12 protein-coding genes and 1 pseudogene are annotated in these 15,538 nt (G+C 54.8%); 4 read left to right on the top strand and 9 right to left on the bottom strand.

Annotation, left to right across the window (positions count from 1 at the left end):
• Nucleotides 1-81: 81 nt before the first annotated feature.
• The 5 genes from HBO19_RS21225 to HBO19_RS21205 form a co-directional block, all read right to left on the bottom strand.
• Nucleotides 82-558 carry a hypothetical protein gene (locus HBO19_RS21225; RefSeq protein ID WP_046071056.1) on the bottom strand — a complete coding sequence of 159 codons (477 nt, stop codon included), beginning with the start codon at nucleotides 556-558 and terminating at the stop codon, nucleotides 82-84.
• 83 nt (nucleotides 559-641) lie between these two features.
• Nucleotides 642-1,853 (bottom strand): hypothetical protein, encoded by a 1,212-nt coding sequence (locus tag HBO19_RS21220; RefSeq protein ID WP_170058252.1) that lies wholly within the window; start codon nucleotides 1,851-1,853, stop codon nucleotides 642-644.
• 11 nt (nucleotides 1,854-1,864) lie between these two features.
• On the bottom strand, nucleotides 1,865-3,838 hold the full coding sequence (locus HBO19_RS21215) for a hypothetical protein (RefSeq protein ID WP_170058251.1): 1,974 nt from the start codon (nucleotides 3,836-3,838) through the stop codon (nucleotides 1,865-1,867).
• A gap of 9 nt (nucleotides 3,839-3,847) precedes the next feature.
• The gene (locus HBO19_RS21210; RefSeq protein WP_046071053.1) at nucleotides 3,848-4,705 is read right to left on the bottom strand and encodes an SH3 domain-containing protein; all 858 of its coding nucleotides are present in this window, start codon (nucleotides 4,703-4,705) and stop codon (nucleotides 3,848-3,850) included.
• Nucleotides 4,706-4,727: 22 nt separating this feature from the next.
• The gene (locus HBO19_RS21205) at nucleotides 4,728-5,987 is read right to left on the bottom strand and encodes a hypothetical protein (protein ID WP_046071052.1); all 1,260 of its coding nucleotides are present in this window, start codon (nucleotides 5,985-5,987) and stop codon (nucleotides 4,728-4,730) included.
• Between the two features lie 418 nt (nucleotides 5,988-6,405).
• Here HBO19_RS21205 and HBO19_RS21200 point away from each other — a divergent pair, with 418 nt between their 5' ends.
• Both HBO19_RS21200 and HBO19_RS21195 read left to right on the top strand, forming a co-directional pair.
• Nucleotides 6,406-7,659, top strand: a complete 1,254-nt coding sequence (locus tag HBO19_RS21200) for a TerD family protein (protein WP_170058250.1) — start codon at nucleotides 6,406-6,408, stop codon at nucleotides 7,657-7,659.
• Nucleotides 7,660-7,988: 329 nt separating this feature from the next.
• Nucleotides 7,989-9,233: a VWA domain-containing protein gene (locus tag HBO19_RS21195; protein WP_170058249.1), complete on the top strand. Its 1,245-nt coding sequence runs from the start codon at nucleotides 7,989-7,991 to the stop codon at nucleotides 9,231-9,233.
• Nucleotides 9,234-9,290: 57 nt separating this feature from the next.
• Here the strand turns inward: HBO19_RS21195 and HBO19_RS21190 are convergent, their stop codons facing one another.
• The 3 genes from HBO19_RS21190 to HBO19_RS21180 form a co-directional block, all read right to left on the bottom strand.
• The gene (locus tag HBO19_RS21190; RefSeq protein ID WP_170058248.1) at nucleotides 9,291-10,484 is read right to left on the bottom strand and encodes a DUF4236 domain-containing protein; all 1,194 of its coding nucleotides are present in this window, start codon (nucleotides 10,482-10,484) and stop codon (nucleotides 9,291-9,293) included.
• A 136-nt stretch (nucleotides 10,485-10,620) separates the two neighbouring features.
• The gene (locus HBO19_RS21185) at nucleotides 10,621-11,577 is read right to left on the bottom strand and encodes a lysozyme inhibitor LprI family protein (protein WP_170058247.1); all 957 of its coding nucleotides are present in this window, start codon (nucleotides 11,575-11,577) and stop codon (nucleotides 10,621-10,623) included.
• 412 nt (nucleotides 11,578-11,989) lie between these two features.
• Nucleotides 11,990-13,000 (bottom strand): site-specific integrase, encoded by a 1,011-nt coding sequence (locus tag HBO19_RS21180; protein ID WP_170058246.1) that lies wholly within the window; start codon nucleotides 12,998-13,000, stop codon nucleotides 11,990-11,992.
• Between the two features lie 186 nt (nucleotides 13,001-13,186).
• Here HBO19_RS21180 and HBO19_RS21175 point away from each other — a divergent pair, with 186 nt between their 5' ends.
• The gene (locus HBO19_RS21175) at nucleotides 13,187-14,221 is read left to right on the top strand and encodes a DNA-binding protein (protein WP_170058245.1); all 1,035 of its coding nucleotides are present in this window, start codon (nucleotides 13,187-13,189) and stop codon (nucleotides 14,219-14,221) included.
• Nucleotides 14,222-14,341: 120 nt separating this feature from the next.
• On the opposite strand, the pseudogene HBO19_RS21170 reads toward HBO19_RS21175, so the two are convergent.
• Nucleotides 14,342-14,886 (bottom strand): annotated as a pseudogene (locus HBO19_RS21170) (IS5 family transposase); the annotation flags it as partial.
• A 248-nt stretch (nucleotides 14,887-15,134) separates the two neighbouring features.
• Between HBO19_RS21170 and HBO19_RS21165 the strand changes: the two are divergent.
• Nucleotides 15,135-15,467, top strand: a complete 333-nt coding sequence (locus tag HBO19_RS21165; protein WP_028623315.1) for a DUF2790 domain-containing protein — start codon at nucleotides 15,135-15,137, stop codon at nucleotides 15,465-15,467.
• The last annotated feature ends 71 nt before the right edge of the window (nucleotides 15,468-15,538 follow it).

Raw genomic sequence — 15,538 nt, 5'->3', positions numbered from 1 at the left:
ACCCTCCATGAATTGCCGAACGCTACCTGGAACTGTTCGTAGTAGCCGCGTCGATTACCGTGGTTCGGAGCAAATGACGGATCAGCCGCGGGCTTCCTTTCGGAGGTCGTCCAGTTCGTCGACAATGTCCTCATCGCGATCCTCGAACGCCTTGGCCATATCACGCTGCAGATCCACCTGGACGTCCATGGATTTTTTTGCCAACTTCATGCCGTCCTTAGAGCCCATAATAATTTTCATCGCCTGATCAGGATGCTTGTTGGCCTCGATCATCAGTTCGAGCTCGTCGGCATCAAAGTGATCTGCGTATACCTGGACCAAGGTATCTTTCAGTAGGTCCTGGGAAATGTTGTCCTCGATCACGGCCTTGATTTTTTCAGGCGCGACTTCGCGATATTTGGATGCATAGCCCGACGTGGCGACTTGCACTAGCATCTTGTATTGGACATCCATACCCATCAACTTGACCAGTTCTTCAGCTTTGTCCTGGCTTGAACCGCAACCGGCCAGCAGCACCGAGCAGAACGCCGTGATTGCCCATTTGGAAACGTTCGTCATGAAATGCCTGCCTTTGTCTTGATATTTTTTTGGTGACAGTGGAGTACGGCGGACCGCACTCCAGGTTTTAGGAAATGTGGTGATCAGTTCGTCTCAAGCGTGAAGCTTTTGCTCACGAACAGGCCGGAAAATAACGACTTGTCTTCCTTGAAAATGTAGGACTCTTCAAACTTGGCATCGGTGACCAGCTTTTGAGCGATAGCGCACTCAGAATCGCTGTGATCCTTGCCCTTGACTCCAAAGTCACTCTGATAAACAGATAGGCCTGTTTCATTGCAAAAGCCGGCGAACTCCTCACGCTTGGTAGCGGCCTTGAATTCGTCGAACGACTCCTTTAACTGGTCGAAGCCTTTGTAGGTCAGCGAGTAGCTGGCCACCTTGGTCTTACGAGCAAAGTCACCTGCGGCTTCCGCAATTACGGCCTGGCCCATGGACGTACTGTAAGCCCCCATGATGAAGCCACTTAGCGCGCTCTTGAGTTGCGCCTGGACATCGTCAAGCTCTGGGATGGACGCAAATTGGGCCTCGCGCACAATCCGGCCAACTTCACTGCCGTCATTACGATGCACCACTACAAACTCGACCGAGCCTTCGCCGTCGCTAGAGCGCGTTAGCTTGAAGTCCAAGTCAACTTTGGTGCCGAACTCCCCTGTAGCGCCGGTGATAAATGCACCAGTGAACGGCAGACGTTGGACGATATTGCTACCCCACGAGTAGGGCGACTTGACCACGCCTCCGTACTGATCCATCTCCGCGCGCGGCTGGATCTCATCCGCTACTTCCGAGGGCAGGACCACATCCGCGCCTTTGTGCGACAGGTAAGGAGAACTCATGTCCATGCCCAACAATTGGAGATGAATCTCGCCCTTCTTGTTATCACCTTCGCGGCTAACCTTGAGGGCGTCGGCCTTCAAGTAAACGCCACCGGCACGACCGCCACCAGTACTGGACGAAAGCAGATACCGTGACCATTCGACCAGGGCAGACTCTTTTGCCCCGGAGTCCATTCCACCGAGCAGCCCCATAATCCCTTTCAGGAATTTATCTGCGCCGTTGGTCTCTGCTGCAACCAGGCGGATTTCTGGTGTTTCAACGGTGACGTTTCCCGACCAGAAGGAATAGGAAATATCTCCCTCGCTCAGGACGTTTTCTAGGAAGTACTGTTCCTTCATCTCATCGTACTGACGCAGCGCTTGCTTCTTGCCGGAGCTCGATAACCCCACACCTGCTGCAAGAATCGCAATACCGGCGACCGCAGCGGCGATGAGGATGTGCTTCTTGTTCATCGTTTTCATAGTCGGTTGCCTTACTGAATTTGAGCGGATGCTTGCTGCCAATCAATCACGTGCTGCTGAGAGACTGCAGGCGTCCAGTTGAAGTCGATCCCGGCGCCAGGAAATTCCTTGGCCAGTACGGCACCAAATGACACTCTGTCAGCACAGTGGTCTTGCTTGCAGGCCTCAGCCGCGCCAGCGGTATACACGCGATACGTAGGAACGGCGCGACCGTCTTCGAGCGGCAGGAAGGGTGTCATGTTTGCCGCCGGCAGCACGTACCACTGGCTCTCCAGTTCAGCATCAGTCTGTACACGCCCCTTACGTGGGAAATCGACCTCGTAGTAGTCGCCGCTCTTTCCAGTGACGTGTATCATCATCGGCACAGCTGACTTTGAAGAGTTCGGGTCCTGCATTGCGATCGGCGATGGGAAGGTGACTTTGATGCCGGCCATCTGCGCCAGCGCCTCAGCCTCCCGACCTTCGAATTCCTTCATCCCGGATTTGAGTTGTTCGTAACGCGCCAAGACGCGTGTGTGCAGCTCAGCCATTTGCTGCTGCAGACGACGTACTTCTCTCAGGCGGATCTCCTCGCGACGCAGGGCGAAGTTATTGCCTTGGCGAGCATCGAAGTAAAACTCACCACGGTTCTCGCCCATACGCGTTTTGAGAATGCTGTCTTTGGTTTCCGACGCGTATCCCTCGGGGTAAAGGGCTTCGAAGTTCTTGGCGAAGAAGAGGTTCGACAGGCCGACGGTCGTTGGCGACGTTGCCTTCACCAATTGGTAGACCTCAACCACAGCGCGCTTCAACTCAACCGCATCAAGCGCAAATGCCTCATCTGCAGTGATCACTACATAATACGGATCACTGGCGAACGGCGACAGGACACGGTAGTTGGGGCGCTCAAAGGCCAAATACACCTTCATGTTACGCGCAGGCAGTTCACCCACCTGAAAGAGTGCTTGGTCTGCCCGGCTATTCAGGAAAGAAAGCGCCTTGCCTTTCACCGCTGGGACCAGTGCCTGGTTGAACATCAGACCGCTCGGGTGCACGGTTGTTTTTGACCAGGTATCACCGCGATAGGTGTTGGGTACCGCCCAACGCAATTTGTCATAGGACCCCTCGGCATAGCCTGATGCAGAGCAAGGCATGGCGGGTGTCGACTGAAAGGACAGACTTGGATCGGACTCATCAGTTACCGACTTGCTGATAACCCATTTGCATCCGCTTCCGTCGGTAATCCCCATCAGGTTCTGGTTGGCCAGCACCAATGAGCGGCCGAAGTCACCGGTAGGAACTGCGGCAACAGCGGCCGACGCTTCAGCTGGCGCGGCAGGGTTAGGGGTGGCGGCTGGAGCTGCCTCCACAGGTACTGTGGCCACGGCAGCTACAGGTGCAACAGGGGCAACCGTCACAGGTACTTGAGCCACTGGCACCGGTTGCACTGGCGCGGGTGAAGCCTCCGGTGCTGGTTGTGGTATCACAGGTGCCGTTACAGGCGCTGGGGCCGGTGCAGCAACCACAGGCGCTGCGGCGGCAGGCTCAGTAGGCGCAGCGGCGGCTGGTAGTACAGATGCAGCCGCCACAGCTGCTGGTGGCGTAGGAGGAGAAGCCACGGGGGCTACCGAAACAGCGGGCGCGGCAGCGGCCGGAGCGGCAGGCGGTGAAGTCAGCGTGGCCAGGCCCAGATTGGTCGCATACCCCGCGCCGGTGGCGTAAACCGCCCCCTTTGCGTCGACTGCTTTCCAGGTGACCTTGGCCGTCGGGCATTCCTGGCCGAGAATATACGGGAGCTTCGATAGAAGCGTGTTCAGCGGTTTCTGGTCATCCCAGGTTGGGCGTTGCATGGTGATGGCCACTTCAGGTTTGCACCAGGTGGTCGCCTCACCATCAACGTTCACTTGGATCTGTTCTGTCTTCGAGTAGGCGAGCTGGTGAGCCCAGGCTTGCGGCGCGATGCCGCAAGCACCCACTACAACGAGAGCGAGTGCGCGGTTTTTCATGAAGATCCCTTAGATGAGTTCCCAGGTGCCGTTGGCTTGTTTGCAGAAGGTGTTCTTCTCCTGCACAGTGTTTCCGTCGGCCGCTTTGAGGCTCACGGTCACCGGCCGGCAAGACGTTTCAGCAGCGACCTGCTGAGTTGGCAACGTCGGGATCGAATCCAGATCGAAGGCCCTTGTTTCCTTGTCGGCAGCGACGTTCATCTCGTCCAGGTTGGCCGCGGACTTCACACGCTTCGCAACGGCTACTGATTTTGGTTCAACCAAATCTTTGTGGACGTAGCCGACAGTTACACCCTTGCGGCCGACAAGAATCCAGTCGCCTGTCGAACCAACGGCAGTGAACTCGGTGCCAGGTTTCAAACCACCCACTTTGTCTGCGCCTTTTTCAGGCGCGGCGCGCACATTCGAACTACTTTTGGTGACGTACTGTTCGTTGATGAGCTTCATCGAAGGGACGGCGACGATCTTCGGAGCACGTTTCACTTCAACCGTTTTGGTTTGGGTGAACTCTTTGCCCTGAACGATCTCCGCCGACGCGCCAGAATGGGCCGATGTCCAGGACACGGGCAGACTGGACCCGCTCGGCGAGGCGTTCAATGCATCTTGCGTGCGTTGTGCTAGGGCCTGCTGATCCTGCTCATCGAGTTTTGCACCGATTTTGTTACCGATGTAACCGCCCAGTGCACCGCCGACCAGGGTTGCCACGATCCGTCCGTTGCCTTTCCCGATGAACTGCCCGATGACAGCGCCAGCGACGACACCCACTGCGGTACCAGCCTGTTGCTTGTTGATACCCAACTCAGCGCAGCCAGAGGTTGATGCTGCGATGGTCAATGCCAGTACTGAAACGAGAAACTTTTTACGCACGGTGACTCTCCCTTTGTGTAAGTCACTCTGCTTTCAGCAGAGGCCTTGTAATGTTGTAAAGCATTGCTTCTGAGGACATGGCCCAATGGAAAACGGTGGCAAGCACAACTGGCTGTTTGCCCAAGCTCCTGAACGCATCTCTATAACCGGGGCTATCGACAATTGCGTTGCCAACAACGAGAGGCAGCATAACGATCGAAATCACGGCGACCGGTCGAACGAAGCGAATTCGCCCGGGGAGGCTTCGAAGCGCCTCAACACCCGAGATGATCAAGACCACAAGACTGATGCCGCCGAAGAACAACCCGCTAAGAAGGGAGAAGGGGATAAACCACATATTCTTGAGAACGTTCAAACCTTCAGCGCCGTGGATGTCGGTGTGAGCGACGTCATAGGCCATGTTGTCGGCAATGCCAGGCAGATAAGCCTGGTACTGCTCTCGCGTAGCTAGAAGGTTCATGCCCTTCACATAGAGAGGACCGAGCTTGGTCTTCGCCATGTGGCGAACCTCGGTGGTGTTGGCCAGAGCATCCCGTGTCCGCACACCGGGATTGATTGACCGGGCGTACTCGTCAATGGTCGGCTGGTATCCCAGATCGTCCCCTGCATTCGGCCATTTGATCGGTCGCCACTCACTCCCCGAGATGCCTCCCGCACGAAAACCTTCAATCTGTGCATACGCCCTGCTGATGTCACTGATGGAGGGCACGACAGTTTCTTGCAAGCGCTCGTATAACGCGTCTCCATTACGGACGGTGTAGCCACGAAAAACTGCAGCTGAAAAGCCTTGGAAGTTCCTGTCGATGCGCTCGACGTAGGAGCCTTGAACACTCATCAGAACGCCGAGGTTTGCTATAAAAGCCTTCCCCTCTCCCTGATCCTTGTAAGCCTTATAGGGGATCTGCGGAATAGTCAGGGAGTCATAGAGCAATCCCTTTTTGGTGACGTATGCGTAGAGGCTACTGACCCGTAGCGAGCCGGGGAACTGCTCTGCGACCCAATCCGGTGCCGCACCCTGAAACCACCACGTCAACGGCGTAACGACAAGTGTCGATGCTCCGAGCCAAACCCACAGCACCCTCCCCTTGCCTTGGTATCGTCGATAACAGATTCGCCATACCAGCAAGCACATACTCGTCGCCGCCAGGATCTGGCTATAGGTCTCAAGGACTTCGAGTTTTCGGAGGGGGATATCAGCGCCAGCCATGTTGAGCAGCTCGGCGTTGAACAGCAGACTGCAGATCAAATAAAGGGTGTTCAAAACCACAAGTGCGATTAGCATCCAACGTGTCCTTGTCAGAAATTAAACGCCAGACCCTGGATGATGAGGGGGAGCGCAAATAGATGTAGCATATTGCCATCTAGCAGGAGACCGCACCACTCAAAATGCCTTGTCGAATTCCGGTGCAGCACGCCGGGCAGATGTTTTTGTTTCCTACGATCAGAACTTAACGGGACTGAGAGGACTTTCAATGTCGCGCACAACATTCCCTTTCGTACGTTCCAATCTTGGGTTTCAGACGGTGTGTAAATGGTGAATGGATGTCTCGGCGGTCGCCGGCGGCCAAGCCGTTAAACTGCATCAATGCGATCAGTACCAATGAGGGGATTTTTCCCATTGGCCGGCCTTCGCGCTCAAACAACAAAAGCGCAGCGCATGAACAATGCGTCACGAAACCCCATGGAATAGGCGGCATGAATTGAATCAGTCACTCAAACCCGGCGAGAACACAACGATCTCTTCCTCCCAAGGGCGGGTGGAAGTTACCCATGCGGCAGGTAACAACCTGGACGTAAACCTTACTGCGTTTTTGGTCACCGACACTGGCAAGGTAGTGGATGACAGCGGCATGGTTTTCTTCAATGCACCCGAGCACTCTTCAGGCGCGGCGACATTCGCGCCCCCGGTCGCTCGTGGCGACACGGTGAGTCACAGCATCAGCTTCAACTCGTCTCGACTCCCAACCAACATAACGAAGATCGCTATTACTTTGACGCAAGACGGCAGCGCCGGCGGCTTCGAAGCAGTCAAAGACCTACGCGCTATCGTCATTGCCGGGGACCAAACCCTGGAACTGGCACCTGAGCCCTTCTCACAAGAGACGGGCATCATCGTGCTTGAGTTGTACGTCCGGAACGGCCAGCTCAAAGCGCGCTCTGTATGGCAAGGTTTCGCCTCAGGTCTTGCCGGACTTTGCGGGTTTTATGGCATCGAAGTTGAAGGCGATGCATCCTCCGGGCAGGCGGTAACACCTGAACCGCCTCCGAAGCCCGTCAACATCGCTAAGACCGTGGTAAAACTGGACAAACCTGGCAGCAGCCACAAGGTGTCCCTCGAAAAAGGGCCGTCAGCTCCAAAGGTAATTCGCGTCAGCGCTACGTGGGTTGATAACGGCGACGGAGCTGACAACGACGACCTCGATCTGCGAATCGGCATCCTTCGTCCTGATGGACGAATGTCCATCATCCAGGCACCTGACAAGCGTGGGGCTTTTGACATCGATCCCTTCGTTTTCCATACCGGTGACGTAGTCAGCGCCAGCGCCTCCGCTCCTGGTATAGAAACCGTCGAAATTAACCCAGCAATCTCGCAGCTCATGGGCGGCAAAGTAGCGCTGGTCTGCAGCGTTTATTCAGCAGTAGATAACGGTGCGGTTTCGGTGGCATCGCTGAAACCTAAGATGCGGATGGAGTATGGCGATCAGGTCGTGGAATGCGCATTTGAGTTCAAGTCCGGTTTTTTTAGCTCAATGGTGTACACCTATGTAATCGGGCAGATCGAAATTTCCCAGGACTTTGTCCTGCTTAGCCCGTCTGGAGTCACCTCCAAAGCCGGCAGCGAAGCCACCCCGTGGCTGACTCGAAAGGGAGACAAAATTGAGCTGACCATGGACGGCCCACACGTATTCAAAGGCCACCCAATCGAAAGGAGCGGCAAAAAACAGTATGTCTAAGCTTTCGTGCTAGCAGTCGCTTTCAGCAGACTCATGCTTGACAAGTACTCCCGCGACGGCACACGGCCGCCGTGGGATTTCTATTTTGGTTGTATGCAAGCATGATCGGCCTCGTCAACCCATTATGAATTGCCCCGTGTCCTCGAGAGAATGAACAGTTCTTCCCATAGGAATTTCCCGCGGCGACCTCATTGGCCTTATAAGACTTGCAGAAACATCGAGCGCTGTTAGGTTTAATCCTACGGATATACCAGCCACTCCTATGAAAACGGCTGTATCACCTTTGCCGTTTCTTAATCAGGCGCTCTAATCGTCACAAGGAACCATGCATGCAGATCACCCAAGGCCAGCGTATGCCTCTGGCAAATATTCTTCCCGGTCTCTCACTCACTCTCTCGGTCAACATCGAAAGCCCCAGCGCAATCGACTTCGTCTGTTTCGGTGTCGACGAACATGGCAAACTTTCTGATGATCGCTACATGATCTTCTTCAATCAGCCTTTCACGCCTTGCCGCAGTTTGGTTATCGCCCCCGGTGGCCAGTTTGAAATTAATCTAGCCACCCTGCCCGCCTCTATCGATCGCTTGGTCTTTACAGCCTCCATCGATGGTGCCGGGGCGATGAGTGACATCCAGAATGGCAACTTCAAAGTAATCGGCCCATCTGGTGAGATAGGAGCGACCTGCGCATTCTCAGGGCTCATATTCACAACCGAGAAAGCGGTAATGATCGTTGAGCTTTACCGTAAGAATGGGGAGTGGCGGTTGGCCTCAAACCTTCAGGGGTTTGCCGAGGGCTTGGACGCTCTCGTGAGGCATTTTGGCGGCGAAGTTGCTGAAGAGGCTGCACCGGCTCCATCTCCCTCCACAATCTCTCTGGAGAAGCGTGTAGCTGCTGTCGCGCCGGAACTGGTCAGTCTGGCCAAGAAGGCACAGGTTAGCCTCGAGAAAGCCTGCCTGGTTGGAATGAAAGCTCGCGTTTTGCTCGTGCTCGACGTCACCGACTCGATGAGAAATCAATACAAAACCGGCCGGGTGCAGGAAGTACTCAATCGACTTGTGCCAATCGCCGTCGCCCTAGATACAGACGCCGAACTTGAGTGTTGGACATTTGCCGAACGGCCATTGCGACTCTCACCAGTGACACTGAACAACTACCAGAACTTTGTCGCGGCCGACAACAATGGCTGGACCAAGTGGGACGTGGGTCGACGCTACAATGATGAGCCGAGAGCGATCCAAAAAGTGATCGAGTCCTTCGAAGCGTCTAATGACAAAACCCCAATGTTTGTCGTTTTCATTAGCGACGGTGGCGTGTCTGAAAACCGCAAGATCACGCAACTAATGGTGGATGCAGCGAAGCTGGGAATTTTCTGGCAATACGTAGGTTTAGCAGGCCGGAATTACGGCATTCTGGAGAAACTGGACACAATGCCCGGGAGAGTCGTGGACAACTGCGGGTTCTTTGCCCTGGATGACCTGCACGACATGACGGAAGAGCAGTTGTACGACCGGTTGATGCAGGAATTCCCGATGTGGATCTTGGAGGCAAAGCGCGAAGGAATCATTCGCTAATCCTCTCGTGCCCTGCCCTGCCCAACACCGCGGCGGCTCAAGCCGCCGCGGTTGTCTTCAGTTCATCACCGACATATCCATCGGTGTCACCTCAACAAAACGCGCAGAGCGGTCCAGCTTTACCACTGCGCCACACGCGTTCAGGATCGCTGCAGGATCGATCGCATCCAGACGATTAAAATCAATCGCATCCCACTGATCTCGAGCTACCAAGACCGAGAGCACGTATTGATCATCCACTGTCCCGGTAGCGGGGTTGTCACGCTGGATATAACCCGATACCAGAATCTTCTGGATTGCCGGCAGTAGAGCGAACACCTCCCCTACAACTCGAAACAGAGATCCATAGCACAGCGCGACAAAGTCTCTACGTACCTGGGCATCCGAACGGTTTTTGAAGGTTAGTTTGCCGTTGCCACGGGCTTCAGCGCTGCGCTGCGGGATATCGCCCTCATCAGGTAAATCAACATCGAGCGCGACGCCGGTAACGTCTTGTGAGAACTCATAGTCCACCTGGGTTTCTTTTGGCCAGGCAATGCCGCTCAACACATAGTCCAGGGCACGTTCCATCTGAGCACTGAAGCCCTTTGCCGCCAGCCGGAATGCTTTCTCGATTTCGGTGCGTTCAAATTCATGGGCGTCCCGGGTTGCATGCCAGTTCGCGAGGTCTTGTCGATATTGCTCTTCCGCCGACTCAGCCTCACGCTCAATCTTAGCGCTGCGCAGCAGCATTCGATCCATCAAACCTGGCGTCTGCTGAGTGGGCCTCGTGGGTTCTTCAATGGCGAATGGAGCTGGGATCAACGGCATGGCCCCCGGCCGCGGCGTCAGTAGGTGCACACCAAGGCAGGATTCGAGATCCTGATTGACCTTATCAGCTGCTTTCGTCAGCAAGTCCTGAATGGAATCGGCCATCTCGGATTTGACGCGTTTGATGACAGCAGCCGGCAACTCGATGTCATCCATATCCGTAATCAACAACGTGCCATCGTCGTTTACTTTCACCTTTACCTGGCCAGAGTATTCGCTTCCGGCAGGTCCTAGTTGGGAGCTACTCGATCTACTGGGCCGGTCGATCCTTTCACGATATGAAAGACCAGTACCAGGTAATCCCGCATTGAGATAGGTGCCATTGCGACCCATCGTCATACTCAGACCACGAGGCCCTATCGAAGTACTTACCCCTTTGCCGCTAATGTTAAGGCGTACGCCAGGCACAATCGTGATTCGCTTGCTGAAACGAAATCCCATGACTACTCCTTGATCCTTCTTCCTGGATTCTTTGTTGTTTGAAATGCCGGCTTCGGTCGGGCCCCTTAGACTGGCCCGACGTCCATTTACATCGGTGGCCGCGCATGTGGCAATAGCGCGACCTCCGATATGTCACTTATGCCCGTCCGGCTATGTAATCGTCGATCGAACTGAATTGCCGATGCCGGCACATCCAGCCTGAGAGGAATACGAATACAGTCGTGGCAAGGACTGCCCAGCCGCGCCGCCGCCGGGCCTCACTTTTGGTTCGCGCACCGCCGCACAGCAGGAGGGTCATCATCAGGAGGTAGAAAGTCAGCAGAATGACCTTTGCGAAGAGGGATAAAAGGAAAAACCAGATGCTGTTGCTTCTGTACGTTTGGATAAGCACCTGCAATGACATAAGACCACCAAGGACACAGCCAGCAATGATGGAGTAGTTGCGTGGCACCTCGAGCCAGGAACTCGCGACGAAATACGCACCAATCCCCAAGATCGGAGTCAAGGTTGTCCAAAGCGCGTCGGTGTAGTCCTGATAGATCGTAATGGTCCCCCGACGGTGTAGGTAGATGCAGACCAGCAGCAACATTGCCATCACGAACAAGCCAATCTTCAAGTTCAGGATCGCTTGATGATCATCCGTTGCATTTCGCGGGGCTGCCGGCTTCACCACGGGGGGGACCATTGGAGAAGTAGCGGCCTTTGAAATCACTTTCGTTTCAGATTGATCAACCCGGGTTGCGGCAACGGAGGTTGGCGCTTTGGATGGCTGATCCACCCTGGTGCTTAATAGAACACTGAGCCGATCAGTCATCGAAGCGGTTAAGCAACTGGCGGTCTTGCAATTGTCGCGCAGACGCAACCAGTCTCTTTGATCTTGACGGACCTGAGCCTTGTTCGGCGCTGCGTATAAAGCGCGGACATATTCGGAGTTCATCTGCTCATCCAGACGACTGAGTGCAGAATCTGTGCAAATCGATTTCTCAGCAAAGATTGCAGCTTTGGTGCAATCAAAGCTGGTGGCATTGGAGTGGACTGATACCAATGTGAGCAACATGGCGAAAAGGCCGGGGCCGATGTTCAAGCGCGACATATCCGATTTTCCTTCATTTTGTTTGCTCCAGCGTTTCGCCAGAGTCCTGCCTAACCGTGCTCGTATACATACGGTTAGGTGCCTGAAGCCTGGCTCTTACTTACGGCGTTGGGGCTTGAAGAAATGTTGTACCGTCCCACTTGTAGTTTTCGATGCTCTGAACACTCGGGCAACAATCCGCATCTTCAGGACCGACGGAGAGAACAGTCAGTCTGACGGTTTGGGGATCAACTACCTGAATGTCCTGGACACCATTGCCGACTACAGCTTTTCCACGGAAGTCCCATCGGGGTTGTGCCGAGATAAAGGAAATTTAGGACATTCGTTCTATAAGTATCTGTAATTACGTTGTTTTTGTTTATTCTATTTGCGGCTTAAGCTAATGCCCAAAGAGTTGTCATCCCGTATTTAGCTATGGCTTGCGCCGCAGTAACGAGCCCGCCGCGTTCTCCTCGAAGGCTCTAGCCTCTTCGATATAGCCGTGTACTGTGCCATCGTGCCGCCAGCCACCCTGACGCTTGATCTCCAGAAAGTCCGCCCCAGCCCGATGGGCGCTGGTGGCCAGTCCTCGACGAAGGCTGTGGCTGCTCATGATGGGGGCGTACGGCAAGCCCGCCTCTTGAGCACGGGCTGTCAGGATGGTATTAACGCTACCCTCGTGTAGCGCCACATCGCCGACGGCTCCCCAACGGCTAACGCGTCGAAACAATGGGCCTTGTTCAATCTGAGCGGAATCCAGCCAGCGTCTTAACGCCTTCGTTGGGCAGCATAGGTTGTCGCCATAGGGGATCGCTCGCTCCAGCCCCTCACCCTCTTGATCGGTTTTGGAGCGCGGCAGCGTGATCTTTAGTCCTTCTCGCTCCCACTGCAAATACTGAACTTCCACGGTGACCAGCTCACTGCGCCGGAACGCTCCAAAATAGCCCAACTGTAGCAGCGCGCTGTCACGCAGCGCGGCGAGCCCTTCGAGCGTGTCCAAGTGCGCCACGATGAGCTCGAGATCTCCCAGCAGCAGCGCCTTGGCTTTTTGTCGAGGACGCCCGTTTACCCGCTCAATACCGCGCAAGGTTTTGCGTACGGTGGCGCTGGCTGCCGGGTCGGGAAAACCCTGATAGCGGTGCCATTGCGACAGCGCGGTCAAGCGCAGAGCCAGGGTGCGTGGGTTCAGCACGTCCGCGAAGGACAGCAGGTAGCGAATCACCACCGCTTCATCGCACGGCAGGACGCCGCCCCAGGCCTGAAAGTGACGGATGGCCGAGCGGTAGGTACGACGGGTGTTGTCGGAGGTGGCCGCCGCAAGAAAACGTTGGTGTTGCTCGGCCAACTGCTCGGGCGTGGCAAGCGTACCGTGGGTACGCGCCTGCACCGCCGCTTCTTCGAGCAGTATTGGTGGGCGGTTTTCGTCGTTATTGCTGACCGTCATCCAGAAACGCCTGTTCAGGCCGTGTGTACTGCGGATTATAGAAGCGAATGCCGAACATGAGCGTGTAACCCACGATAACGGAGCTTATCGTGGGTTAGGCGGCAGTTATTCAAGGCTGATCTATTCTGTACTTAAATCGCTGTATTACGTTTTCCATATTACGGTACGAAAAAATCCGAGGTGTTTATGGCCCGTTCCGGTGTCCTCTATGTGCATGTCGCAAACGCGGCGGCCCGGCTGGTGGCCGACGGCCATAATCCGACGATCGACGGTATCCGCGCGACTTTGGGCGGGACCGGTAGCAAAAGCACGATTGCCCCCTTGTTAAAACGCTGGAAAGCCGCTCACCCAGGCACAGTGGCGCAGGCCGAGTTGGGATTACCGGCCGAGCTGGTCCTGGCAGTGAAAGGGGTGTACGAAAAAATACAGACGGAGGCGGCCCTGCACGTCGAGCAGGCTGAGCAGTTGCATCAGACAGCCACCGCTACGTTGCAGGAGCAGTTGCAGCAAGCTTTCGTGGAGCAGGACGCCTTACTCAGCGCGCAGGAGCAGCAGGCCCAGGCGCTGGCCGCCGCCACTACGCACTGCCAAGGGCTGACTGAAACCGTAAAGTGTCAGGAGATTGTCTTGGCCGGCCTCGGCAGTGAAAAGCTCGGCCTCGAACAACGCTTGGCTGATCGCACTTTCGAGGTGGCCTCATTGACCCAACAACTGCAACAAGCGCGGGGGCAGTTTGAGCATTATCAGGAGTCGGTTGCTCAACAACGCGCCGACGAGCGTCAGAACGCTGAACAACGCCAGCAGCGTCAGGAAGACGAACTGGCTGAACTCCGGCAACGGCTACTCGTTCAGCACACCAACCTAGGTGAACGGCAAGCTCAAGAGCAGCACCTGAAACAGGATAACGAGCGCCTGCAGAACACCCTGCTCATGACTCAGGAGGCGTTCATCCAGAGTCGTAGCGCGCATGAGCAGGTTGGACGTCAACTCACCGAGTTGAAACAAATGCATCAAGAGCTGGAACAGCGCCTCGGTCAGGACACGCAGTCTTTGGCTGAGGCGCAGACGAACCTGGCGGTGATCGAGCGGGAGCGAAGCCTGCTGGTGGAACGCATAACCCTGGCTGAAAGCCAATTAACCACGTTGGTCACAGAGAAGCAGTTCCTCCTGCAAGACAATGCGGTGCTCGCCAGTCAACTTTCGGAGTCAAAGGCCAAGTGAGAGATATGCCTAGATAAGGGGGGTCATTCGATTCGTCAATAACCTACTGTTATTTATTAATTTCTTATTTTTTACGGTCAAAAATAATTGGTGATGAGCTCCTCAGGAAGCCCGCCGTTGAACTCTTTCAAGATCGCTATTTGTCAACAGCCCTCGTCGGCTATGCATTAAACCGGACTCGGTATCGACGCCAATGTGCGCTTTCATCCCGAAGAAATACATATTCTCCTTCTTCATCTGATGCCTTTCCGGATCGCGCTTGCCGTCCTTGTTCTTGGTCGAGCTCGGGCTCGGGCATGACTGATCGTCGCATCGACCACGGTGCCTTGGCGCCGCATCAAGCCACGATCGTCCAGATAACCGTTGATGGTCTGCAAAATCCTGCCCGCCAGTTCATGTTTTTCTAGCAGGCGGCGGAAGTTCAGGATCGTGGTTTCATCGGGAATCAGATCCAGATTCAAGCCCGCGAACTGGCGCAGAATCGTCGTTTCATATAGTGATTCTTCCATCGCCGGATCGCTGTAGCCGAACCAGTTCTGCATCAAATGAACGCGCAACATGGTCATCAACGGATATGCCGGACGGCCCCCTTCGCCCTTTGGATAATGCGGCTCGATCAAGGCAATCAAGCCCTTCTAGGTCACGACCTGATCCATTTCAATCAGGAAGCGCTCGCGGCGGGTCTGCTTACGTTTGCCGGCGTACTAGGCATCAGCGAAGGACATCTGTTTCATGGGGTAAAACCGTCATGTTCGTTATTTCACCAGAGCTGGAATTCTTTTTCAGAGTTCTCTTAAGTATGCCATTAACGGAGCAAAGACCTTGCCTGACAGACATGTAATGTTAACGGCAGCTTTCTGACAGGTATCATTAGCTACTATCTAGTCACCAGTGAATTAGAGCTCGTAGAATCATGAAAACATTGAATGCAGTCATCGCTATTTCGATATTGGCAGTTTCATCCTTTGCCATGGCTGAAGGCGGAGGAGATCGTGTTTATGGTCGGATGATGCAAGAAAATCAACAGGCGATGGAGCAATACGCTCTCAAAAATAGTAAAGCCATACCTGAGATTGTTCATTATGAATATGGTATGAACCTGGATGTTCAGAAGGTAGTTAGTGTCACCCAAGCCAACAAATCCTGTGACGTTGCGCCTTCGCGCATGACCTATGAGGACTCTGCTGGCAAACTCAATACCTTGGAGTACAGAGTTATGGGTACCAAATGCCAGCACGGAGGCTAGTCCAAAGGAGCCATGTCTGCGTCATATTACTTGGTTTGATTGTTTAAGCGCGCTTACGGCTAGCTGACATA

This window comes from Pseudomonas sp. WS 5021, from assembly GCF_012985535.1.
Lineage (GTDB): Bacteria > Pseudomonadota > Gammaproteobacteria > Pseudomonadales > Pseudomonadaceae > Aquipseudomonas.
Note: the sequence above shows the minus strand (reverse complement) of the source record. Positions and strands in the feature narration are given on the sequence as shown.